This window comes from Janibacter sp. DB-40 (assembly GCF_029510815.1).
Lineage (GTDB): Bacteria > Actinomycetota > Actinomycetes > Actinomycetales > Dermatophilaceae > Janibacter.
Genome location: NZ_CP120360.1, coordinates 23,536 through 45,692 on the forward strand (window position 1 = coordinate 23,536; position 22,157 = coordinate 45,692).

20 protein-coding genes, 3 tRNA genes and 1 pseudogene are annotated in these 22,157 nt (G+C 70.4%); 14 read left to right on the forward strand and 10 right to left on the reverse strand.

Features of this window, described 5'->3' with window-relative positions:
• Positions 1 to 85: 85 nt before the first annotated feature.
• From gyrB to PVE36_RS00160, 7 genes are all read left to right on the forward strand, one after another.
• Positions 86 to 2,167, forward strand: coding sequence for a DNA topoisomerase (ATP-hydrolyzing) subunit B (gene gyrB / locus PVE36_RS00130; protein WP_277453788.1), 2,082 nt, complete (start codon positions 86 to 88; stop codon positions 2,165 to 2,167).
• A gap of 66 nt (positions 2,168 to 2,233) precedes the next feature.
• Positions 2,234 to 4,813 carry a DNA gyrase subunit A gene (gene gyrA / locus PVE36_RS00135; RefSeq protein WP_277453789.1) on the forward strand — a complete coding sequence of 860 codons (2,580 nt, stop codon included), beginning with the start codon at positions 2,234 to 2,236 and terminating at the stop codon, positions 4,811 to 4,813.
• A gap of 104 nt (positions 4,814 to 4,917) precedes the next feature.
• On the forward strand, positions 4,918 to 5,274 hold the full coding sequence (locus tag PVE36_RS00140) for a DUF3566 domain-containing protein (RefSeq protein WP_277455879.1): 357 nt from the start codon (positions 4,918 to 4,920) through the stop codon (positions 5,272 to 5,274).
• Positions 5,275 to 5,346: 72 nt separating this feature from the next.
• Positions 5,347 to 5,424: transfer RNA gene (locus PVE36_RS00145), tRNA-Ile, on the forward strand.
• Between the two features lie 20 nt (positions 5,425 to 5,444).
• Entirely contained in the window at positions 5,445 to 5,618 is a 174-nt protein-coding gene (locus PVE36_RS00150; RefSeq protein ID WP_277453790.1) for a DLW-39 family protein, read from the forward strand.
• A gap of 13 nt (positions 5,619 to 5,631) precedes the next feature.
• Positions 5,632 to 5,704 (forward strand) — tRNA-Ala (locus tag PVE36_RS00155).
• Positions 5,705 to 5,856: 152 nt separating this feature from the next.
• Positions 5,857 to 6,690, forward strand: a complete 834-nt coding sequence (locus PVE36_RS00160; RefSeq protein WP_277453791.1) for an alpha/beta hydrolase — start codon at positions 5,857 to 5,859, stop codon at positions 6,688 to 6,690.
• 45 nt (positions 6,691 to 6,735) lie between these two features.
• On the opposite strand, the gene PVE36_RS00165 is transcribed toward PVE36_RS00160, so the two are convergent.
• Together PVE36_RS00165 and PVE36_RS00170 are read right to left on the reverse strand one after the other, a co-directional pair.
• Complete coding sequence (locus tag PVE36_RS00165; protein WP_277453792.1) at positions 6,736 to 7,092, reverse strand: MmcQ/YjbR family DNA-binding protein; 357 nt, start codon at positions 7,090 to 7,092, stop codon at positions 6,736 to 6,738.
• A 123-nt stretch (positions 7,093 to 7,215) separates the two neighbouring features.
• The gene (locus tag PVE36_RS00170; protein WP_277453793.1) at positions 7,216 to 8,160 is read right to left on the reverse strand and encodes a hypothetical protein; all 945 of its coding nucleotides are present in this window, start codon (positions 8,158 to 8,160) and stop codon (positions 7,216 to 7,218) included.
• Between the two features lie 120 nt (positions 8,161 to 8,280).
• On the opposite strand from PVE36_RS00170, the gene PVE36_RS00175 reads away from it, so the two are divergent.
• Complete coding sequence (locus PVE36_RS00175; RefSeq protein ID WP_277453794.1) at positions 8,281 to 8,802, forward strand: peptidylprolyl isomerase; 522 nt, start codon at positions 8,281 to 8,283, stop codon at positions 8,800 to 8,802.
• 4 nt (positions 8,803 to 8,806) lie between these two features.
• Positions 8,807 to 9,718: a rhomboid family intramembrane serine protease gene (locus tag PVE36_RS00180; protein ID WP_277453796.1), complete on the forward strand. Its 912-nt coding sequence runs from the start codon at positions 8,807 to 8,809 to the stop codon at positions 9,716 to 9,718.
• A gap of 140 nt (positions 9,719 to 9,858) precedes the next feature.
• Here PVE36_RS00180 and PVE36_RS00185 read toward each other — a convergent pair whose 3' ends face one another.
• Complete coding sequence (locus PVE36_RS00185) at positions 9,859 to 10,215, reverse strand: cell division protein CrgA (protein WP_277453798.1); 357 nt, start codon at positions 10,213 to 10,215, stop codon at positions 9,859 to 9,861.
• Positions 10,216 to 10,299: 84 nt separating this feature from the next.
• Here PVE36_RS00185 and PVE36_RS00190 point away from each other — a divergent pair, with 84 nt between their 5' ends.
• Positions 10,300 to 11,139, forward strand: coding sequence for a DUF881 domain-containing protein (locus PVE36_RS00190; RefSeq protein ID WP_277453799.1), 840 nt, complete (start codon positions 10,300 to 10,302; stop codon positions 11,137 to 11,139).
• A 16-nt stretch (positions 11,140 to 11,155) separates the two neighbouring features.
• Positions 11,156 to 11,812, forward strand: a complete 657-nt coding sequence (locus PVE36_RS00195) for an aminodeoxychorismate/anthranilate synthase component II (protein ID WP_277453801.1) — start codon at positions 11,156 to 11,158, stop codon at positions 11,810 to 11,812.
• Positions 11,813 to 12,098: 286 nt separating this feature from the next.
• Here the strand turns inward: PVE36_RS00195 and pknB are convergent.
• The 7 genes and pseudogenes from pknB to PVE36_RS00230 all read right to left on the reverse strand — a co-directional run.
• Positions 12,099 to 13,769 (reverse strand): annotated as a pseudogene (gene pknB / locus PVE36_RS00200) (Stk1 family PASTA domain-containing Ser/Thr kinase); the annotation flags it as partial.
• A gap of 43 nt (positions 13,770 to 13,812) precedes the next feature.
• Positions 13,813 to 15,267 carry a penicillin-binding protein 2 gene (locus PVE36_RS00205; protein WP_277453803.1) on the reverse strand — a complete coding sequence of 485 codons (1,455 nt, stop codon included), beginning with the start codon at positions 15,265 to 15,267 and terminating at the stop codon, positions 13,813 to 13,815.
• The gene (locus PVE36_RS00210; RefSeq protein ID WP_277453804.1) at positions 15,264 to 16,640 is read right to left on the reverse strand and encodes an FtsW/RodA/SpoVE family cell cycle protein; all 1,377 of its coding nucleotides are present in this window, start codon (positions 16,638 to 16,640) and stop codon (positions 15,264 to 15,266) included. The genes PVE36_RS00205 and PVE36_RS00210 overlap by 4 nt, the downstream gene beginning before the upstream one ends.
• Complete coding sequence (locus PVE36_RS00215; RefSeq protein WP_277453805.1) at positions 16,637 to 17,866, reverse strand: Stp1/IreP family PP2C-type Ser/Thr phosphatase; 1,230 nt, start codon at positions 17,864 to 17,866, stop codon at positions 16,637 to 16,639. The genes PVE36_RS00210 and PVE36_RS00215 overlap by 4 nt, the downstream gene beginning before the upstream one ends.
• Position 17,867: 1 nt before the next feature.
• Entirely contained in the window at positions 17,868 to 18,365 is a 498-nt protein-coding gene (locus tag PVE36_RS00220; protein WP_277453806.1) for an FHA domain-containing protein, read from the reverse strand.
• A 27-nt stretch (positions 18,366 to 18,392) separates the two neighbouring features.
• A complete protein-coding gene (locus tag PVE36_RS00225; RefSeq protein ID WP_346780604.1) occupies positions 18,393 to 19,349 on the reverse strand; it encodes a DUF3662 and FHA domain-containing protein in 957 nt (318 codons plus the stop codon).
• 80 nt (positions 19,350 to 19,429) lie between these two features.
• Entirely contained in the window at positions 19,430 to 19,564 is a 135-nt protein-coding gene (locus PVE36_RS00230) for a hypothetical protein (RefSeq protein WP_277453807.1), read from the reverse strand.
• A gap of 249 nt (positions 19,565 to 19,813) precedes the next feature.
• Between PVE36_RS00230 and PVE36_RS00235 the strand changes: the two genes are divergently transcribed.
• The 3 genes from PVE36_RS00235 to PVE36_RS00245 all read left to right on the forward strand — a co-directional run bounded on the left by PVE36_RS00235 (position 19,814) and on the right by PVE36_RS00245 (position 22,066).
• Positions 19,814 to 19,896 (forward strand) — tRNA-Leu (locus tag PVE36_RS00235).
• 280 nt (positions 19,897 to 20,176) lie between these two features.
• Entirely contained in the window at positions 20,177 to 20,584 is a 408-nt protein-coding gene (locus PVE36_RS00240) for a TraR/DksA C4-type zinc finger protein (protein WP_277453808.1), read from the forward strand.
• A gap of 213 nt (positions 20,585 to 20,797) precedes the next feature.
• Entirely contained in the window at positions 20,798 to 22,066 is a 1,269-nt protein-coding gene (locus tag PVE36_RS00245) for a YeeE/YedE family protein (protein WP_277453810.1), read from the forward strand.
• The last annotated feature ends 91 nt before the right edge of the window (positions 22,067 to 22,157 follow it).

Sequence of the window (22,157 nt, forward strand, 5' to 3'; positions counted from 1 at the left end):
GGAGGTAGGATCGGGGGGTTGAGGCCGCGGCGCCGCCCCAGTGGGGTCAGCCCGCGGCGATCCGTGCACGCACTCGAGGAGCACCGTGGCAGACGAGCAGTCGCCGTCCGAGATCCAGCCGACGACACCCGACCCCGGTGGACCCGAGTACGACGCGAGTGCCATCACGGTGCTCGAGGGGCTGGAGGCCGTGCGCAAGCGGCCCGGCATGTACATCGGATCCACCGGTGAGCGCGGTCTGCACCACCTCGTGTGGGAGATCGTCGACAACGCCGTGGACGAGGCGATGGCCGGCCACGCCGACACCATCGACGTCACCCTCATGGAGGACGGCGCGATCCGGGTCAAGGACAACGGTCGCGGGATCCCCACCGACATCCACGAGGCCGAGGGCGTCTCCGCGGTCGAGCTCGTCCTGACCCAGCTGCACGCGGGCGGCAAGTTCGGTGGTGGCGGGTACAAGGTCTCCGGTGGACTGCACGGCGTCGGCTCCTCCGTCGTCAACGCCCTCTCCACCCGCATGGACGTGGCCGTGCGCCAGAAGGGCCACGCCCACCGGATGTCCTTCGAGCACGGGGTGCCGACCGGCCCCCTTCGCCAGGAGGAGGAGACCGACGCCTCCGGCACGACGATCACCTACTGGCCCAACGACCAGATCTTCGAGTCCGTCGACCACGACTTCGAGACGATCCGCGCCCGCTTCCAGCAGATGGCCTTCCTCAACAAGGGTCTGACGATCAACCTCGTCGACGAGCGCATCGAGGAGCCCACGGAGGAGGAGCAGGCCGAGGACCTCGACCGCGTCGACGACGACATCACCGAGGTCGTCGACTCGGAGGAGGCCACGGCGGCGCCGAAGAAGGCCCGCAAGGTCTCCTACCGCTACGACAACGGCCTCGTCGACTACGTCAACCACCTCGTCGGCTCGAAGAAGTCCGAGCCGATCACCAACGAGGTGATCGCGATGGAGAACGAGGACAGCGAGCGTGAGCTCTCCCTCGAGATCGCCATGCAGTGGACGACCGCGTACAGCGAGTCGGTCCACACCTACGCCAACGCGATCAACACCCACGAGGGCGGTACCCACGAGGAGGGCTTCCGCTCCGCCCTGACCAAGATGGTCAACGACTTCGCCCGGCGGCAGAACATGCTCAAGGACAAGGACGACAACCTCACCGGTGACGACATCCGCGAGGGGCTGACCGCGGTCATCTCGGTCAAGCTCGGCGAGCCGCAGTTCGAGGGGCAGACCAAGACCAAGCTCGGCAACTCCGAGGTCAAGGGCTTCGTCCAACGGGCGATGACCGACGAGTTCGGCCACTGGCTCGAGACCCACCCCAACGAGGGCAAGGACATCGTCCGCAAGGCGATCCAGGCCTCCGCCGCGCGGATGGCCGCCCGCAAGGCCCGCGAGGCGACCCGCCGCAAGGGGCTGCTCGAGTCCGGCGGCCTGCCGGGCAAGCTCTCCGACTGCCAGACCAAGGACCCGACGGTCTCCGAGGTCTTCATCGTCGAGGGTGACTCCGCCGGCGGCTCGGCCAAGGCCGGTCGCAACCCGGAGAACCAAGCGATCCTGCCGATCCGCGGCAAGATCCTCAACGTCGAGAAGGCCCGGATCGACAAGATCCTCGCCAACCAGGAGGTCCAGGCGCTGATCTCGGCCTTCGGGACGGGCATCGGCGAGGACTTCGACATCACCAAGGCGCGCTACCACAAGATCGTGCTCATGGCCGATGCCGACGTCGACGGCATGCACATCCGCACCCTGCTGCTGACGCTGCTCTTCCGCTTCATGAAGCCGATGATCGAGGCCGGCTACGTCTACCTCGCCCAGCCGCCGCTGTACCGCCTCAAGTGGTCCAACCACGACCACGGCTTCGCCTTCACCGACCGCGAGCGCGACGCGATGATCGCCGAGGGCCAGGCGAAGGGGTGGCGCCTGCCCAAGGAGAACTCCGTCCAGCGCTACAAGGGCCTCGGCGAGATGAACTACCAGGAGCTGTGGGAGACCACGATGGACCCCGAGTCCCGGGTGCTCCTGCAGGTCACCCTCGACGACGCGGCCGCGGCCGACGAGATCTTCTCCGTCCTCATGGGCGAGGACGTGGAGTCCCGGCGCAGCTTCATCCAGAAGAACGCCCGCGACGTGCGCTTCCTCGACATCTGATCCGCCCGCGCGCCACCACCCAGCCTTCGCCCCCCTTCGGCAACGACCCCGAGGTGACCTGACCACATGACCGACATCCCCACCACCGACGAGCGGCACGACCGCACCGAACCGATCGACCTCAACGCGGAGATGCAGCGCAGCTACATCGAGTACGCGATGAGCGTCATCGTCTCCCGTGCGCTGCCGGACGTGCGCGACGGCCTCAAGCCCGTGCACCGCCGGATCGTCTACGCCATGTACGACGGCGGCTACCGCCCCGACCGCGGCTACAACAAGTGCTCGCGCGTCGTCGGTGACGTCATGGGCCAGTACCACCCGCACGGCGACACCGCCATCTACGACGCGATGGTCCGCCTCGTGCAGCCGTGGTCGATGCGCTACCCCCTCATCGACGGGCAGGGCAACTTCGGCTCCGCCGGCAACGACGGGGCCGCCGCCCCCCGGTACACCGAGTGCAAGATGGCGCCGCTGTCGCTGGAGCTGGTGCGCGACATCGACCAGGAGACGGTCGACTTCGTCCCCAACTACGACGGCAAGACGATGCAGCCGGACGTGCTGCCGGCCCGCTTCCCCAACCTGCTGGCCAACGGCTCCGCCGGTATCGCCGTCGGCATGGCCACCCAGATCCCGCCGCACAACCTGCGTGAGGTCGCCGAGGCCGCCCACTGGATGCTCGACCACCACGAGAGCACCCGCGAGGAGGCCCTCGAGGCGATCACGGGGATCATCAAGGGACCGGACTTCCCCAGCGGCGCGCTGATCATGGGCACGCGCGGCATCGAGGACGCCTACCGCACCGGCCGCGGCTCGATCATCATGCGCGCGGTCGTCGAGGTCGAGGAGATCCAGGGCCGCACCTGCCTCGTGGTCACCGAGCTGCCCTACCAGGTCAACCCGGACACGCTCGCGCAGAAGATCGCGGAGATGACCAAGGAGGGCCGCCTCTCCGGCATCGCCGACATCCGCGACGAGACCTCCGGTCGCACCGGCCAGCGCCTGGTCATCGTGCTCAAGCGCGACGCCGTGGCCAAGGTCGTGCTCAACAACCTCTACAAGCACACCCAGCTGCAGACCACCTTCGGTGCCAACATGCTGGCCCTGGTCGACGGCGTGCCGCGCACCCTGCCGGTCTCCGCCTTCATCCGGCACTGGGTCGAGCACCAGATCGACGTCATCGTCCGACGCACCGAGTACCGGCTGCGCAAGGACGAGGCCGCGATCCACATCCTGCGCGGCTACCTCAAGGCCCTCGACATGCTCGACGAGGTCATCGCGCTGATCCGCCGCTCGCCGACGGTCGAGGAGGCCCGCGAGGGCCTGATCCAGCTCCTCGACATCGACGAGGTGCAGGCCCGGGCGATCCTCGACCTCCAGCTGCGCCGACTGGCCGCGCTGGAGCGGCAGAAGATCATCGACGAGCACGACGAGATCGAAGCCCGGATCATCGACTACAAGGACATCCTCGCCAAGCCCGAGCGGCAGCGCCAGATCGTGCGGGACGAGCTGACCGAGATCGTCGACCGCTACGGCGACGACCGTCGCAGCCGGATCCTTCCCTACGACGGTGACGTCGCCATGGAGGACCTCATCCCCGAGGAGGACGTCGTCGTCACGATCACCCGCGGCGGCTACGCCAAGCGCACGCGGGTGGACGAGTACCGGGCCCAGAAGCGCGGCGGGAAGGGGGTGCGCGGCGCCACCCTGCGGGGCGAGGACGTCGTGCGCAACTTCTTCACCACGACCTCCCACCACTGGCTGCTCTTCTTCACCAACATGGGCCGGGTCTACCGGATCAAGGCCTACGAGCTCCCCGAGGCGGCGCGTGAGGGCAGGGGCCAGCACGTGGCCAACCTGCTCGCCTTCCAGCCGGAGGAGCAGATCGCGGCCGTCTACGCGATCAAGGACTACGAGGTCGCGCCGTACCTCGTGCTCGCGACCAAGAACGGCCTGGTGAAGAAGACCCGGCTGAGCGAGTACGACTCGCCCCGCACCGGCGGGCTGATCGCGATCAAGCTGCGCGAGGGCGACGAGCTCATCGGCGCCGGTCTGGTCCACGCGGAGGACGACCTGCTGCTCGTCTCGCGCAATGCCAAGTCGGCACGCTTCAACGCCACGGACGAGGCGCTCCGGCCCATGGGCCGCTCGACGAGCGGTGTGAAGGGAATGCAGTTCATCGGCGATGACTCGTTGCTCGCCCTCAACGTCATCCCCGACGGCAGCGACCCGGACGTCTTCGTCGTCTTCGAGAACGGCGTCGCCAAGCGCACCGCGGCCTCCGAGTGGACTGTCAAGAATCGTGGCATCCAGGGCGTGACGGCTGCCAACTCCGGCAAGGGCGGCCAGCTCGTCGGTGCCCTCGTCGTCGACGAGCTCGACGAGGTCATGGTCGTGATGGAGAAGGGCAACATCGTCCGCTCCGCCGTCACCGAGATCAACCGCACCAGCCGCAACACGCAGGGCGTGAACTTCGCCAAGCCCCGCAAGGGCGACGCGATCGTCGCGGTCGCCCGGAATGTCGACCGTGGCGAAGACACGGAGATCGAGGACGGGGAGGTAGCGTCGGACCCTGACGCGAAGTCCGTCGAGAGCGACTCGGCGGATACCGGCCAGCAGGGGGACGCCCCCGGAGGTGACGACGAGTGACTTCACCAGGAGACACCACGACGATGCGGACGTCGCCCGGCTCTGCGAACCGACCCCAGGGTGGCCCCGCCGCCTCCCGGCCCGCGCCCCGGGGCGGTCGACGGGTGCGGCTCATGGTCTCCCGGGTCGACCCCTTCTCGGTCATGAAGGTCGGCTTCCTGGTCTCCGTGGCCATGGGCATCGCCTTCGTGGTGATGACGGCGGTCCTGTGGATGCTCATGGGTGCCATGGGCGTCTTCGACACGGTCAACGAGCTCGCCGGGCAGATCCTCGGCGAGGGCTCGGGCACGGAGTTCGACATCATGGACTTCGTCGGCTTCGGCCGGGTCCTGTCGCTGTCGATCATCGTCGCCGTCATCGACGTCGTGCTCATGACGGCGATCGTGACGCTCGGGGCCTTCCTCTACAACATCGTGGCGAGCCTCGTCGGCGGCATCCACCTGACCCTGACCGACGACTGACCGGCTCGGGACGCCGTTTTGGAATCGGCGTCCGGAGTGAGGTACTGTCGGGCGTCGCACCACGGTGCACGCGGGCCTATAGCTCAGCTCGGTTAGAGCGCTTCCCTGATAAGGAAGAGGTCCCTGGTTCAAGTCCAGGTAGGCCCACCACGGGCGGCGAAGGAGAGATCATGAAGAAGGTTCTCGCCCTCGCCGCCGCTGCCGCAGCCGGGGCGGTGTACGCCCGGCGCAAGGTCGAGCAGCAGCGGTCCGAGAAGGATCTGCACGCCGCGACGTCCCGGATGAGGACTCCCGCCGCGGCGAGCGGTGGAGCATGGGCGGCCGCGACGGAGCGCCCGACCTGATCCACCAGCCCTCGGGGGCGTGGCGCAATTGGTAGCGCACCTGCTTTGCAAGCAGGGGGTTGTCGGTTCGAGTCCGATCGCCTCCACCGAGTAGGACGAAGGCGGTGCCCGGAGGTGCTCACACCTCAGGGCACCGCCTTCGTCGTCCCTGCCCCGCGTTCCGCCCTGCGCACCGGGTGCCCACCCCGCGCGGCGGTCGGCCTACGTTGGCGAGAAAGACACGAGCCAGGAGGCCCCCATGAGCACTGTCGAGACCACCACCAACCCCGAGGTCGCCGAGACGATCGACGTCAACGGCATCGCGACGAACTACCACGACGTGGGCGAGGGCGACCCCGTCCTGCTGATCCACGGCTCCGGCCCCGGCGTGAGCGCCTACGCGAACTGGCGCGTGGTCCTGCCCGAGCTGTCGCGCACCCATCGCGTCATCGCGCCGGACGTCCTCGGCTTCGGCTACACCGAGCGTCCGGAGGGCGTCACCTACGACATGGCGACGTGGACCGAGCACCTCGTCGGCCTCATGGACGCCCTGGGCATCGAGAAGGCCGCGGTCGTGGGCAACAGCTTCGGCGGCGCACTCGCGCTCAACGTCGCGGCACACCACCCGGAGCGGGTGAGCAGGCTCGTCCTCATGGGCGCGGTGGGCGTGCCCTTCGAGATCACCGAGGGCCTGGACAAGGTGTGGGGCTTCGAGCCCTCCCTGGAGAACATGGTCGACCTCATGGACGTCTTCGCCTACGACCGCTCGCTCCTGACCGAGGACCTGGCCCGGCTCCGGCTCGAGGCCGCCACCCGCCCGGGCGTGCACGAGGCCTACAGCTCGATGTTCCCGGCGCCGCGGCAGAACTCGGTCGAGGCGATGACGATCCCCGACCAGGACATCCGCGCCATCACGCAGCCGACGCTGATCATCCACGGCCGCGACGACGAGGTCATCCCGCTGAGCAACTCCATGCGCCTCCACGAGCTCATCGAGCAGTCCCAGTTGCACGTCTTCGGCCAGTGCGGTCACTGGGTGCAGATCGAGCACACCAAGGACTTCACCCAGCTCGTCGAGGCCTTCCTGGCCTGACGAGACGCAGGTGGACGGCGGCCCTCAGGCCACCGGACGGTGCCCTCACGGCACGGGCCGGTGCTTCCTGGGCAGCTTGGCCACGACCGTCTCGTAGGAGTCCTCGACCGCCTCGAGCAGCTCGTCGAGCGGGATGGCTCCGCCGATGGTCAGCGTGTTCCAACCGCTGCGGCCGATGTAGGCCATGACCGCGGCATCGTGCGGGTAGCGGGCGAGCCACTCGTCGGCCTCCTCCCGGGTGGCGCCGGCCTTGACACCGACGGACCGGGCGCCGAGGAAGGCGAAGATCCTGCCCTTCGCCGCGGGCCCGACCTTCGCGACGAGGTCGCCCTCCCACGGCTCGTCCGGCCACGCTCCCGGGAGGGAGAGGGCGTGGTCACGGATGGTGTCGGCGGCGGCCACCTGCCCAGCGTGGCACAGCGAAGGGGGCCGGCCCGCTGGTGCGGACCGGCCCCCTTCGAGGCTCGCGCCCGGGAGGCGCTCACACCTCAGGACACCGCCTTCGCGTGGTGCTGGTGGTGACGCTCAGAGCTTGTCGTCGCGGTCGACCGGGAGGTCGCCGTCGAGGTGCTCCGGCGCCAGGTCGGCGTGGTCCGTGGCGTCCGTGGTGGACGGGACGGACGAGTCGTTGTCCGCCCAGTCCTGGGCCGAGGTCCACGCGTCGGTGCCCTCGGCCGAGGTGGCCTGCGGGCCCGGGTCGAGAGCGGGGTCGAGCGCCGGGTCGACCGGGGCGGTGTCGGCGGCCTCGGCCGCCGGTGCCACGCCGGTGGCCGCGATGCCGCCCGTGACGGACGAGTCGCGGCCGGTGGTCGGCGCCTTGTAGGGGTCACCGGTCGGGACGGCCCACGGGTCCTTCTTCGGGGCCAGCTTCGTCCTGGCGGCGACGGCAGCGACGCCGCCGGCGATGAGGGCCAGCAGGAACAGCTTGCGCTTGCGGCCCTTCTTCTCGGGCTTGCTGCTCTTGCCCTTGGCGGCGTCGAGGGCGGCACCGGTGTCGCGCTCGTCGCGCAGCGCCGCCATGACCTCGGGACCACGCACGACGGCCTCGTCGGCGGCCTTGCGACCTGCGGCGAGCCCGGCGGCCGCGAGGCTGCCCGCGGTCCCGACGAGCCGGTCGCGGGCGTCCGCGATGTCCTCGCCTGCGTGCTCCGTGGCCTTGCCGGCCTTCTTCTTGCGCTTCTTCAGGTCCTTCGCGGCGGCCTTGCGACGCTTGCCCGCGTTCTTCTTGGCGTCCTTCTTGGCCTGCTCGGCCTCCGCGCGCAGCTCCTCGGCACGGGCAGTGGCGTTCGCGCGTGCGGCGGCCGCCTGCTCGGCGGCCGCTTCCCTCAGCTCGTGGGCGCGCTCGCTGCCGTGCTCGGTCTGCTCTGCGACCTTGTCGATGATCTCGTGGACCTTGACCGCAGCGGTCTCGGCGGTCTCATGGGCGCGTACGCGCCCGTCCTCGACCCTGTTGTTCGTCTGGAACACCATTCCTCCTGCGCGATTGGCTACTACCCCCATCCTGCACCGGATCCACCGTCAGCGAAACCGAGAGCCGTCCAGGGGCCCGCCGCGTCCGCGTGTCGGACGGGCTGACTACCATGACTACCCATGAAGGCGATCCTGCACACGAACCACGGCGACATCTCCATCGAGCTGTTCCCCAACCAGGCCCCCAAGACGGTCGACAACTTCGCCGGTCTCGCCACCGGTGAGAAGGAGTACACCGACGACGCGGGCCGCTCCAACCCCACGAAGTTCTACGACGGTCTCGGTTTCCACCGGGTCATCCCCGGCTTCATGATCCAGGGCGGGTGCCCGCTGGGGCAGGGCACCGGTGGCCCCGGCTACTCCTTCGACGACGAGATCCACCCCGACCTGACCTTCTCCAAGCCGTACCTGCTCGCCATGGCCAACGCCGGCAAGCGGATGGGCAAGGGCACCAACGGGTCGCAGTTCTTCGTCACCGTCGGGGAGACCCCGTGGCTGAACGGCAAGCACACGATCTTCGGCGAGGTCTCCGACGGCCCGAGCCGCGAGGTGGTCGACGCGATCGCCGCCGTCCCGACCGGTGCGATGGACAAGCCGGCCGAGCCGGTCACCATCGACTCCGTCGAGATCATCCGGGACTGATCCCGTGACCCAGCCGCCCCAGGGCTGGGGAGGAGCCACCGGACCGCGTGACGGTGCCGGTGGCTCCGACGTTCCGGTCTGCCCCCGGCACCCGGACCGGGTCTCCTACATCCGCTGCCAGCGCTGCCGCCGGCCGGCCTGCCCGGAGTGCCAGCGCAGCGCCGCGGTGGGCGTCCAGTGCGTGGACTGCCTCCGGGAGCAGGCGAAGGGGGAACGCCGCCCGGTCACCGTCCTCGGCGGGCGTGCCGGGGCCGACAAGCCGTACCTGACCATGACGATCATCGCGATCTGCGTGCTCGTGTGGATCGGTGAGCAGATCTCCCCGCAGGTGTTCCAGGCGGTCGCTTTCGCGCCGGTGCTCGGCGCGATCGAGCCGTGGCGGTTCATCACCTCGGCGTTCGCCCACAGCCCGAACCAGATCATGCACATCGGCTTCAACATGTTCGCCCTGTGGATCGTCGGCAGCTACCTCGAGCAGATGATGGGCTGGGCGCGCTACCTCGCGATCTACCTCGTGACGGCCGTCGCCGGGACGGTGGCCTGGCTGCTCTTCCAGCCGGTCGCGTGGGGCGTGCCGGGCTCCAACACCCCGCTCGTGGGTGCCTCGGGGGCCGTCTTCGGCCTCTTCGCCGCGGTCATCGTGCTCAACCGGCACCTCGGCCGCGACAGCTCGAGCATGGTCGCGATCGTCGGCATCAACGCCGTCATCGGCTTCATCATCCCCAACGTCGCGTGGGAGGCCCACCTCGGCGGTCTCGTGGCCGGTGCCATCGTCGCGCTGGCCCTGACCGTGGCCCGCACCCGGCGCAGCCCGGTCATCGCCTGGGCGGGGATCCTCGGTGTCCTCGCCGTGGTGCTCGCCCTCGCGGTGGCCAAGTACGCGCTCTCCCCGGGGGCACCCATGCTTCTCGGCTGAGCGAGTTACACACGTGTAATTGTCCCCAGCTGGGGACAAGGCTGTGGACAACACGAGTTGTCCACAGGGGTCGGGGGACAACACGGACGAAGGCCCGCACGTCGCACGTGCGGGCCTTCGGGTTGTTGCGAGGAGACCGGCTACTTCCACCTGGTCGTCATGGCGAACCCGGCGAGCACCAGACCGAAGCCGACGCCGAGGTTCCACATCCCCCAGCTGGGGACGGGGTACTGCTGCTTGGTGATGTAGAAGGTCACGACCCACAACCCACCGATGATCATGAGCGAGAGCATCACCGGCACGAACCACGGTGGGTTGCCGACCCGCTGCGCCTTGGCCTTGTGCCGCTGCTTGGCCTCGGCCTCGTCAACGGCTGCGTCCGCCTTGGCACGCTTGCTCGGGTCGCCGGAGCGCGAGAGCCGGCTGGCCTTCGCCTTCCCGGTGGCCGAGGCCTTCTTCGCCGGGGTGTCCTTCGCGTCATCGGCGGACTTCGCCACTGCGTGCTCCTTCGAGGATGTCAGGTTCGTGGCCTAGCGTAGAGGTCTCCACCGGTGCGACCGAGCGAAGGGGGTGGGACACCCGTGGCCGATGACGAGACCTCTGGCGCGCAGGAGACGGGCCCGACCCCGGACGACGGGCCCCCCAGGGGTCCTCGCCCCCGCGTCGGGCGCCTCGGCGCGTGGCTGACCCACCGTCCCACCGGGTGGTCCGCGCTCGTCCCCGTCATCGCGCTGGGTGCCGGGCTGCTCTTCGCGACCTCCAGCGCCACCGCCCGCGGGACCGACCTGCGGGCGGAGAGCGCCGACCTGCCGGGCCTCATCCAGGAGGGCACCCGTGAGAACGAACGGGCCGCGCAGCGGGTCGAGGTCCTGCGCGAGGACATCGAGCGGTTGACGCGCGAGGCGGCGCCCGGGAGCGAGCGGCTGCGCGAGATCGACCGCAGGAGCACCCTCGTGGCCGACGACGCGGGCCTGGTCCCGGCCACGGGCGAGGCAGTGAGCGTCACCCTCGACGACGCCCACCTCGATGCCGACGAGATCCCCACCGGCTTCACCGTCAACGACGTGATCGTCCACCAGCAGGACGTCCAGGGCGTCGTCAACGCGCTGTGGCGCGGTGGTGCCGAGGCGATGCAGATCATGGACCAGCGGGTGATCTCCACCAGTGCGGTGCGCTGCGTCGGCAACACCCTGATCCTCCAGGGCCGTGTCTACTCGCCACCCTTCACCATCACCGCCGTCGGTGACCCCGAGAGGCTGCAGGAGGCGCTCGACGAGGACCCCGCCGTCGACGTCTATCGCCAGTACGTCGACGCCGTCGGTCTCGGCTACGAGGTGACGGTGGACGAGCAGCGCGAGCTGCCCGCCTTCTCGGGCCAGACCGGTCTGGAGCACGCCCGGGCCATGCCCGACGAGCGGTGAGGTCCATACTGGCCGGGTGAGCCAGATCCTCGTCGTCGACAACTACGACAGCTTCGTCTTCACCATCGTCGGGTACCTGCAGCAGCTCGGTGCCGAGACGACGGTGGTGCGCAACGACGCCATCTCCCCCGGGGACGCGGCGGACTTCGACGGGGTCCTCGTCTCGCCGGGGCCCGGCACACCGGAGGGCGCCGGCGTCTCCATGGCGATGATCGAGGCGTGCGCGGAGCGGGCCCAGCCGATGCTGGGTGTCTGCCTGGGGCACCAGGCCCTCGGCGTCGTCCTCGGGGCGCGCGTGGGGCGGGCCCCCGAGCTTCTCCACGGCAAGACCAGCCGCGTCCTCCACGACGAGGACGGCGTGCTCGCCGGTCTCTCCTCCCCCTTCACCGCGACGCGCTACCACTCACTGACGATCGACCCGGCGACGGTCCCCGAGGACCTCGTCCCCAACGGCCACACCGAGTCCGGCGTCATCATGGCCGCCCGGCACCGGAGCCTGCCGCTGCACGGGGTCCAGTTCCACCCCGAGTCGGTCCTGACGGAGGGTGGCCACCGGGTCCTCGCCAACTGGCTGGGGATGACCGGCGACTCCGGGGCGGTCGCGCGCAGTGACGGCATGTCCCCCCTCGTGCGTGACGTCGAGGGCGTCGCCCGGGTCGTCGCGCAGGGCTGACCGGAGCGCTGCGAGCACGCAGTCGGCCCCCGCCGGAGGGCGGGGGCCGAATCCGTGCACCGGTTGTCCCTACGGGCTCGGCGGTGAGCCCGTGCTGCGGGGGAGGACCCCGTGTCGGGCCCGGTGGGTGAGGTCGTGTCCTCACTCGGGCTCGACGTCTCCGATCCGGTGTCCGTCGACGTAGGCTCGGACTCCTCGGTCGTGGAGGTCTCCGACTCGGTCGGTTCGACGGTCTCGGTCGTGGGGGTGCCGTGACGGTCGAGGCGGGCTCCTCGGCGATGACGAAGGTGACCTCGGTGCCCTGCTCGACCTTCCCGGCCGCGGGGTTCTGGGAGAGGATCGTGCCGGGCGCCGACTGGGACTCCTCGGGCTGCTCCCGGACCTCGAGGTTGAGGTCGTAGAGCTCGGAGCGCACCTCCGAGATGTCCTGACCGACGTAGTCCTGCAGCTCGACCTGGCCGCTGGCCACGACGAGGTCGACGGTCTCCCCCTTCTCCACCGTCTCCGACACCGACGGGGAGACCGAGATGACCTCGTCGGGGCCCTGCGCGGCAGAGTCCTCCTCGGAGACGTCGCCGACCTGCAGACCCACCCCCTCGAGGGCCTCCGTGGCCTCGGACCTGGTCATCCCGACGACATTGGGGACACTCACGTCCTCGGGGCCGGCGGAGACGGTGAGGGTGACCTCGTCACCCTCACGCGCGGTCGTGCCCTCCTGCGGGTCCTGGTCGATGACCTGGCCCACGGACTCGTCGCTGGGCTCGCTGACGGAGTCCACCTCGAGTCCCAGGTCGGTCAGCTCGGCGGTGGCCGCCTCCTCGTTGGTGCCGACGACCCCGGGCACGGTGACTTCGGGTGCACCCCTGCTGGCGTCCCAGGCGAACCAGCCGAGGAGGAGCAGCGGGATCAGCAGCAGCGCGGCGAAGAGCCAGCCGAGACGGGAGCCCCGCCGGCGCTCGGTCGTCGCCGGGATGGACGCGGTGTCGGGGTCGCTGCGCGGTGCCGTCGTCGCGCCGGCCCGCGGAGCGGCTGCGACGGCCGGCAGGGTCGCGGTGGCCGCCTCGAGCCGGGAGGTCGCCACCGGGCTGACCGGTCGTCCGTGGGCGAAGGCCTCCAGGTCCTCGGCCATCGCCTTGGCGTCGGGGTAGCGGTCGTCCCGGTCCTTGGTCAGCGCGTGGACGACCACGGCATCCAGGTCGGAGGGGACGTCGGGGTTCACCGACGACGGGAAGGGAATCTCCGAGTTGACGTGCTGGTAGGTCAGCGAGATGGGCTCGCCCGTGTACGGGGTGCGCCCGGTCAGGAGCTCGAAGAGCAGGCAGCCGGTGGAGTAGACGTCACTGCGCTTGTCGACCGTCTCGCCGCGGGCCTGCTCGGGGGAGATGTACTGCGCGGTGCCGATGACGGCCTGGGTCTGCGTCATCGTCGCCTGGGTGTCGGCGATGGCCCGGGCGATGCCGAAGTCCATGACCTTCACGTCGCCGGCGTGGGTGACCATGACGTTGCCGGGCTTGATGTCGCGGTGGACGATCCCCATGTCGTGGCTGTAGTCGAGGGCCTCGAGGACGTGCTGGACGATCCGCGCGGCCTCGTACGGATCCAGCGTCCCCGACTCGGTGTCGTTGAGCATCTCCCGCAGGGTGAGGCCGTCGACGTACTCCATGACGATGTAGGGGATGTCCAGCTCTGCGCCGCCCGTCTCGCGCAGGTGCTCCTCGCCGGAGTCGTAGACCGCCACGATCGAGCGGTGGTTGAGGCCGGCGACGGACTGTGCCTCCCGCCGGAAGCGTGCGAGGAAGGCCGCGTCCCGGGCGTGGTCGGTCCGCAGGATCTTGATCGCGACGGGGCGCCCCAGTCGTGCGTCGTGTCCGAGGTGGACCTCGGCCATGCCGCCACGACCGATGAGCTCCCCGACCTCGTAGCGTCCGCCGAGCAGGCGGGGTGCCGACGTGCTCATGCTGTCTCCCGGGTGCAGATGGCTGGCGGGGTGGTCGTCGTGCTCACTGGAGAGCCGCCTTCATCACGGCGCTGCTGATCGGTCCGGCCACGGCCCCGCCGGAGGCCTCGCTGCCGGCCCGTCCGCCCTCCTCGACGACGACCGCGACGGCGATCTCGGGGTTGTCCGACGGCGCGAAACCGGTGAACCACGCGTGCGGCGAGGCGTCGGGGGCGTGCTCGGCGGTCCCGGTCTTGCCGGCGACGCTGACCCCGGGCACCGCTGCCTGGGTGCCCGTGCCGTTCGAGACGACGAGCTCCATCATCTCGGTGAGCTCGTCGGACGTGGAGGAGCCCATGGCCTCGGAGAGCTGCTCCGGGTTCGTCTCGTCGATCGTCGACAGGTCGGACCCGAGGACCGACTGGATCATGTAGGGCCTCATGACGTCCCCGTCGTTCGCGACGGCTGCACTGACCATGGCCACCTGCAGCGGCGTCACGCGCACCTCGTACTGACCGATCCCGACCTGTGCCTCCTGCGCGGGGCTGAGGTCCTCCGGGATCGTGGAGGGGGCGACGTCCATCGGGACCTCGAGGTCGTCACCGAAGCCGAACTGGTTCGCCTGCTCGCGGATCTTCTCCCCGCCCAGCTCCATGCCGAGCCAGCCGAAGGCGGTGTTGCACGAGTCCTGCATCGCGATGTCGAAGTCGACCTCGTCGCCGGGGCCGCAGGCCAGGCCACCGTGGTTGGGCAGACCGACGTCGGTCTGCGGCAGGTCGAGGTTCGCCGGCCCGGGGAGCGTCGAGTCCGCGTCCCACTCGCCGTCCTCGAGGGCGGCTGCGGCGGTGATGATCTTGAAGACCGAGCCCGGGGGGTAGAGGTTCCCGCCGATGGTCCGGTTGACGAGGGGGTTGCCCGGGGCGGAGGTGAGCCTCTCCCAGGTCTCCTTCTCGACGTTCGGGTCGTGGCTGACCAGCCCGTTGGGGTTGTAGTCGGGGTGCGAGACCATCGCGAGGATCGCCCCGGTGCGCGGGTCGAGGGCGATGACCGCGCCGCGCTGGTCCCCGAGCGCCTCCTCGGCGGCGCGCTGCACCTCGGGTCGGATCGTCAGCTCGAGGCTGGCGCCCTTGGGCGTGCGGCCGGCGATGGTGCCCGTGATCCGGTCGTAGAAGAGCTTGTCGTCGCGCCCCGAGAGCAGCCCGTCGGCCGCCCCCTCGACACCGCCGCCGGGGCCGTAGGTGAAGGAGTAGTAGCCGGTGACGTGGCTGTAGAGCTCGGGCTGGGTGTAGACGCGCTGCCACTGGAGGTCGTCCTGTGACGGCTCGGACGTCGCGATCGGCTGCCCACCGAGGAGGATCTGCCCGCGCTCGCGGGCGTAGTTCTCCAGCTGGGTGCGGCGGTTGCCGTCGGCGTTGTTGATGTCCTGGGCGCCCAGCACCTGGATCCAGGTGCTGGAGGCCAGGATCGCCACGAACATCGCGGCGACGAGCATCGACAGGCGGCGGATCGGTTGGTTCATCGCGTCTTCACCACCTGGGTGGGCGCGTCCATCGAGGCCGGGTCGAACTCCGGCTCGGGACGGCGTGCGTGGTCGCTGATGCGCAGCAGGATGGCGACGAGGGTCCAGTTGGTCAGCAGCGAGGACCCGCCGTAGGCGACGAAGGGGAGGGTCAGGCCGGTCAGCGGGATGACCCGGGTGACGCCCCCGATGACGACGAAGATCTGGATCGCTAGGACGAAGGTCAGGCCGGTGGCGAGCAGCTTGCCGAAGCCGTCACGCAGGCCGATGGCCGAGCGCAGCCCGCGCTCGATGAGCAGGGCGTAGAGCAGGATGATGGCGAAGACGCCGATCAGGCCGAGCTCCTCGGCGAGGCTGGTGAAGATGAAGTCCGACTCAGGCAGCGGCGTCATCCAGGGACGGCCGCGCCCCAGGCCGGTGCCGGAGATCCCGCCCGCGGCCATGCCCATGATTCCCGTGGCCAGCTGACCGCACTGCTCGGCGCCCTCCTGCGAGAAGGTGTCGGTCCAGCACAGGATGCGGGTCTGGATGTGGCTGGCGAACTGGTACGCGATGAAGGCACCGATCGCCGCGAAGCCGAGCCCGAGCACGATCCAGGAGATCCGCTCCGTCGCCACGTAGAGCATGGCGACGAAGAGGCCGAAGAGCAGCAGCGTCGTGCCGAAGTCGTTCTCGAGCACGAGCACGAGTGCCGCCACGACGCAGGCGATGAGCAGCGGCCCGAGGTCGCGGGCGCGGGGGAAGGAGAGGCCCATGAACTTGCGGCCCGCCAGGGCGAGCATGTCGCGGGTCTGCACGAGGTACCCGGCGAAGAAGATCGCCAGCAGGATCTTCGCGACCTCGGCCGGCTGGAAGGTGAAGATCCCGAGCTTGATCCAGATGCGGGCGCCGTACACGGTGTGACCGAGCGGGGTCAGCGGCATCGCGATGAAGACGAGCGCGAGGAGTCCCGACGTGTAGGTCAGTCCGCGCAGCGTCCGGTGGTCGCGCAGTGTGACGAGCACGACCAGCGCGATGGCGACGCCGAGACCGGTCCACAGCACCTGCCGTGAGGCCAGGCCGGAGGTGAAGTCCTCGCCCGCGGCGAGGTCGAGGCGGTGGATCATCACCAGGCCGATGCCGTTGAGCAGCGTGACGACGGGCAGGATGATGGGGTCGGCGAAGCTGGCCCGCCAGCGGAGCACGAGGTGCACCCCGAGCGCGATCAGGCCGAGGACTCCGGCGTGGCCGAGGAGGTCGGGCGGGATCTCGCCGTCCTGGGCCACGGTGACGTTCACGTAGGCGAGGACGACGACACCGAGCGCCAGTGCGGTGAGCAGCAGCTCGATGTTGCGGCCCCGGGCCGGGGTGATGGTCGTGATCGCTCGACTCATCCGCCGCACGACTCCCCCGAGGCCCGCAGGTCGCTGCACTTCTGCGCGGCGACCCGCAGGCTGTCCAGTCGCTGCTCGGCCTCGCTGCGGGAGCTGACCGAGATGGTCTCCTCGACCTCGCTGCGGTAGAAGGAGGGCAGCTCGTGCATCTCGATGTCGGTCTGCTCGACGACGGAGTGCAGCGAGATCGGCCCGAGGTCCTGCGCGACGCCGCGGTAGAGCGTGACGTTGTCGTCCTGGACGCCGACGAAGTACTGGGTCTGGGTCCAGGCGTACCCGGCGTAGGCGACGGCCCCGAGGAGGAGCACCGCGATGCCCGCCGCGAGGAGGCGACGCACCCACCGACGGCCGGAGCCGCCCTGCTCGTCCAGCTCCACCGCCTCGTCGTCGTCGGCGCGGGTCAGGGCCGCGGCCCGGGAGGCGGGCGAGTCCTGGGCGCGCCTGCCGGGACTGCGCAGGGCGGCCGAGCCCACGACCTGCGGCTGGGTGGAGGGGGCGCTCGTGACGTCGACGACGTCCGCGACGATGACGGTGACGTTGTCGGGGGCGCCAGCACGCAGGGCGAGGGAGACGAGGTCGTCCGCGGCCTGGCCGGGGCGGGAGCCGGCCGTGAGGATCTCCTCGATCGTGTCGAGGGCGACGAATCCGGACAGCCCGTCGGAGCACAGCATGTAGCGGTCGCCACGTCGCGCCTCGCGGGCACCGACGTCCGGCTCGTCGTCGGGGTCGCCGGTGAGGACGCGGGTGACGACGGACCGCTGTGGGTGGGTGCTCGCCTCCTCCTCGGTGATCCGGCCCTCGTCGATGAGGGTCTGGACGAAGGAGTGGTCCTTCGTCACCTGCGACAGGCGGCCCTCGCGCAGCAGGTACGCACGGGAGTCGCCGATGTGGGCGAGGATCAACTTGTTGCGGGCCCGCATCAGCGCCGTGACCGTCGTGCCCATGCCCTCGAGCTCGGGGTTGTCGGCGTAGGTGCGCGAGATCTCCTCGTTGGCCGCCGTGATCGCCTTGCCCAGCCGGAGGGAGGCCTCCGCCGCGGTGAGGGAGTCGTGGTCCATCTCGACCAGCTCGGTGATGACGGTCGCGGAGGCGATGTCGCCACCGGCGTGGCCGCCCATGCCGTCGGCGACGGCGAGCAGGTGGGGGCCGGCGTACCCGGAGTCCTGGTTGTCCTTGCGGACGAGCCCGACGTCGGAGCGAGCGGCGTAGTGGAAGGTCAGCGCCACGTCATTTCCTCAGCTCGATGACGGTGCGCCCGATGCGGATCGCGGTCCCGGTCTCGACGGGGACCGGGTCGCCGACACGGTACTGCCCCAGGAAGGTGCCGTTCGTCGAGCCGAGGTCCTCGACGTACCAGCCGTCCTCGGCGCGGATGATGCGCGCGTGCCGGCCGGAGGCGAACTCGTCGTCGAGGACGAGCGTGCACTCGGGATTGCGGCCGATGAGCACCCCTGAGTCGCGCAGCGGCAGCGACGTGCCGGTCAGCGGGCCAGTGGTGAGCACGAGGTGGGTGGGCACGCGCGGGTTGCGGGAGGGACGGGCGCCGCCCGATGCTCCGCTCGCGCCGCGGCGCCCCTTCGGCGCCTTCTTCGCCGGCGCAGGGCGGCGGTTGACCACCCGGGTGCCGAAGAGGTCGGTGCGCAGGACCGAGGCGACCGACAGCACGAACACCCACAGGAGCACGAGCAGGCCGAGACGCAGGACGGTTACCGTCAACTCGCTCACGTCGCTGCTCCGTTCGGGTGGGGGCCGTCAGCGACGGCCGGCATGGAAGGTGGCGTGGGTACGACCGGCGGTGACCCGGTCACCATCGGCCAGGCGGACGGCGTCCGTCGGCTCACCGTTGACGAAGGTGCCGTTGGTGGAGCCCAGGTCGCGCAGGTGGGCGACGAATCGGGGGCCGTCCTGGGTGACGCGGACCTCGCAGTGGCGCCGGGAGATGCCCGGGTCGTCGAGGACGACGTCGGCGCTCTCGTCGCGGCCGAGGACCGTCATGGCGCTGATGAGGGGGTAGCGCTCGCCGGAGATCTCCAGCCAGGGGCGGTCGTCCACGGACATCGGCTGCGGGGCCTGCCTCGGCGGCACCGCGCGCTGGACCGATGTCGGTGCGTCATCGTCCTCGACCGCTGCCCGTGGGTGTGGTGGGGCCGGGGACGAAGGGGGGTTCCCCCGGGCCCGCCCGGACGCGGGCGGCGCCTCAGGCTCGCCGTCGCGCTCCCAGCTGCCGGAGTACTCGTCGTAGCCGTCGTCGTCCACCGCCGGCTCGGAGTGGGCACGCACCTCGGCACGGTCGACCCGCTGGCGTGCGGTCGCGGGCCGGACCCGGAAGACACCGGTCTCCAGCTCCTCGTCCCGGTCGAAGAGGACCTGCAGGGGACCGCCGGGCTGGTATCGCTGGGACTCGGCGTGCTCCTCGGCGGCGGCGACGAGCTCGTCCTCGAGCTCCTCGTCGAACTCGGTCAGCCGGTCGTAGTCGTCGGGCGCGAGCTCGACCGTGAAGAGGTTGGGGACGACGGTGCGGCCCCGGCCGAGCATCGTGGCGCGGTCGTCCATGGCTCGGCGCAGGGCGGAGGCGAGCTCGAGCGGCTGGACCTCGGCACGGAAGGCGCGGGCGAAGACACCGTTGACGGTGCGCTCCAGCTTGCGCTCCATGCGCTCGAACAAGCTCACGTCGCCGGTCCTCCCTTCGCTCGGTCTCTCGGTCTCCACGCGGCCACCGTCGGCGTCCTCATGGACATGGGTGCGCCGATCCTAACGGCGGACCCTGACCGGATGCTGGACCCGGGGTCTCAGGAGGAGATCGAACCGAGACGCTCGCGGGCGCCGCGGCCGCGCCGGCTCGCCTCGATCGTCCCGGTGGCCGCGCCGAGACCGATGAGGGCACCGTTGCCGTAGAGGTGCTCGATGGACCGCCAGTACTGCACGACCCAGGGGCCCTTCGACCCCAAGAGGGTGTGCGCGCCGAGGAAGCCGGGCGCACCAGCACATCACCGTGAGCGACTCCGCGACCCGGGGCGCCTCGCGCTGAGGACGTTCCGGAGGCCGTGCTCGAGGCGGCGAGCGGACGGACCGCGAGTGCCCCACGGGCGCCCGTCGGGCCCGCTTTGGGAATCGGGCGCGTCATGGGGCACAATGAGACGGCTCACGCGCGACGTCGCGGGTGGGACACTCACGCGAGAGTGGCGGAACGGCAGACGCGCTGGCTTCAGGTGCCAGTGTCCGCAAGGGCGTGGGGGTTCAAATCCCCCCTCTCGCACACACAGTGGTCTGACGAACTCAGGACCCACTCGGTGACGAAAGCCGCCCGGATCGATTCCGGGCGGCTTTCGGCGTCCTCCGGGCCGGCAGCACGCCCGGGAGGGGCCCGGAGGACGTCCTCTCCCGTGCGAGGGCCCCGAGTTCGGGTCGGCCGAGCACTCGCAGCGCCGACGCAGTTTGCGCCCGGACCGAGGGGGTACTCGATGGCGCGAACAGAGACGGGCTCAGCCACCCAATGGGGGCGATGACGCAGGCCGCGAGGCCGGAGGTGAAGGATCGTGAGCACAGTGAGCTCTGCCCCGGAGGCAGAAGAGGACAACGCGGCATGGACCGAGGCGGAGCTGAGGCAGGTGCGAGCAGACCTGACGGCCGAGGTGGAGCGGTTGTCCGAGGAGATCGCGGTGATCGAGGCCGAGCTCAGTGGGGTCGTGGAGGACCCGATCGGCGCTGACGGTCGCGATGAGGCCGATGTCGGTGGCAAGCTCGCCGAGCGGGAGCACGAGGTCAACCTGCTCGAGGGGGCTCGTGCGGGTCTGGCGCAGAACATGTCGGCCCTGGAGCGTCTGGATGCGGGCACCTACGGCACGTGCGAGTCCTGCGGTGAGCCGATCGGGAAGCTGCGTCTGCAGGCCTTCCAGCGTGCAACGTCGTGCGTGTCGTGCAAGAGGTCGCAGGAGAGGAGCTGACGCTCCTCCAGCTGCGGTCTCACGTCGCGAAACGCCGCGACGACGAGGGCGCGCCCGCGTCCACACTGCTGCACCGTGGACCAGCTCAGGACGAAGCCGACCTACCGGTTGTGCCTCATCGCGCACTCGGTGGTCGTGGTCGACGACAGCCTCTAGGCAGACGGCGCAGACCCGTCAGCCGTCAGTCGTCCCCTTCACAGATCGAGCATGCCCATGACCACGTCATCCTTCGCCGCCCCGGCTCCCGATGCCGGGCCGCGTCCGTCCGCACCCACCGACGGGCCACCCGTCGCCACCGCCCCCAACTCGCTGGCCGTGACCACGGGACTCGTCATCGTCGTCCTCGGGTCGGTGTACCTCGCCACCAACCACGGTGCGAAGCAGGCCGTCCTCTTCGCCCTGGGCATCGGTCTGGGCGTGGCCCTGTTCCATGCCCGCTTCGGCTTCACCTCCGCCTGGCGACAGCTCGTCTCCGTGGGCCAGGGGCGGGGCCTGCGCGCCCACACCGTCCTGCTCGGGACGACCGCCGCTCTCTTCGCCGTCGTGCTGGCCACGGGTGCCGGCTTCGGCGGCGTGTCGCCGCAGCCGAGCGTCGACCCGATCGGGGTCGGCACGATGGTCGGCGCCCTCCTCTTCGGCATCGGCATGCAGCTCGGGGGTGGCTGCGCCTCCGGGGTCCTGTACCACGTCGGTAGCGGGCAGAGCGCGATCGTCATCACCCTCGCCAGCTTCGTCGTCGGCTCCTTCGCGGGCACGTGGCGCATCGACTTCTGGCACGAGACCCTGCCGACCTTCGGCTCCTACTCCCTCGCCGAGGACCTCGGCTACGGGGGCGCCCTGGCGGTCACGCTGCTCGTCCTCGCGGCCATCGCCGGCGCGAGCATCCTCGTCGAGCGGCGACGCACCCCGCCGCCGGTCGCGCCGGTCCCCACCGCACGCGGCCTGGCGAGGATCGTGCGCGGGTCGTGGCCGATGTGGGTCGGTGGCGTCGTGCTCGCGGCCCTCAGCGCCCTCGTGCTCATGACCAAGGGCAGCGCGTGGGGCGTCACCAGCGCCTTCGCCCTGTGGGGCGCCAAGATCGCCCAGGCGCTCGGCATGCACCCGGAGACCTGGTCCTACTGGCAGGACCCGGGCAACGCCGCCGACCTGAACGGGTCGCTCCTGGACCACGCGACGACCCTGAACGACCTGGGGATCATCGTCGGCGCCGGCCTCGCCGCCGCCGTCGGCGGGCAGTTCGTCGTGCAGCGGCGGATCCCGTGGCGCATCGTCGTCGCGGGCCTCCTCGGTGGCTTCCTCATGGGCTACGGCGCCCGGCTCTCCTTCGGCTGCAACATCGGTGCCTACCTGGCCGGGATCGCCAGCTTCAGCCTCTCCGGCTGGGTGTGGGCGGTCGTCGCCCTCGTCGGCACGTGGGTCGGGCTGCGCGCCCGGCGCCGGCTCGGGCTGGCCACGCCGCGGCCCGGCGACGGCGTCTGCTGACCCGCGGCGGAGCGACCCGCCAGTAATAAACACGACCGATTTGGTGTTTATTCGAAGGGGGGTGCAGACTGCACATTCCCGTTGCAGGAGA

Excerpts from the sequence above, each read along its gene's own strand:
- gyrA (WP_277453789.1), top strand. The coding sequence starts at position 2,234 with ATGACCGACATCCCCACCACCGACGAGCGGCACGACCGCACCGAACCG.
- PVE36_RS00170 (WP_277453793.1), bottom strand. The coding sequence starts at position 8,160 with ATGGTGTTCCAGACGAACAACAGGGTCGAGGACGGGCGCGTACGCGCC.
- PVE36_RS00210 (WP_277453804.1), bottom strand. The coding sequence starts at position 16,640 with ATGAGTCGAGCGATCACGACCATCACCCCGGCCCGGGGCCGCAACATC.
- PVE36_RS00245 (WP_277453810.1), top strand. The coding sequence starts at position 20,798 with ATGACCACGTCATCCTTCGCCGCCCCGGCTCCCGATGCCGGGCCGCGT.
- PVE36_RS00150 (WP_277453790.1), top strand. The coding sequence starts at position 5,445 with ATGAAGAAGGTTCTCGCCCTCGCCGCCGCTGCCGCAGCCGGGGCGGTG.
- PVE36_RS00175 (WP_277453794.1), top strand. The coding sequence starts at position 8,281 with ATGAAGGCGATCCTGCACACGAACCACGGCGACATCTCCATCGAGCTG.
- PVE36_RS00205 (WP_277453803.1), bottom strand. The coding sequence starts at position 15,267 with ATGAACCAACCGATCCGCCGCCTGTCGATGCTCGTCGCCGCGATGTTC.
- PVE36_RS00160 (WP_277453791.1), top strand. The coding sequence starts at position 5,857 with ATGAGCACTGTCGAGACCACCACCAACCCCGAGGTCGCCGAGACGATC.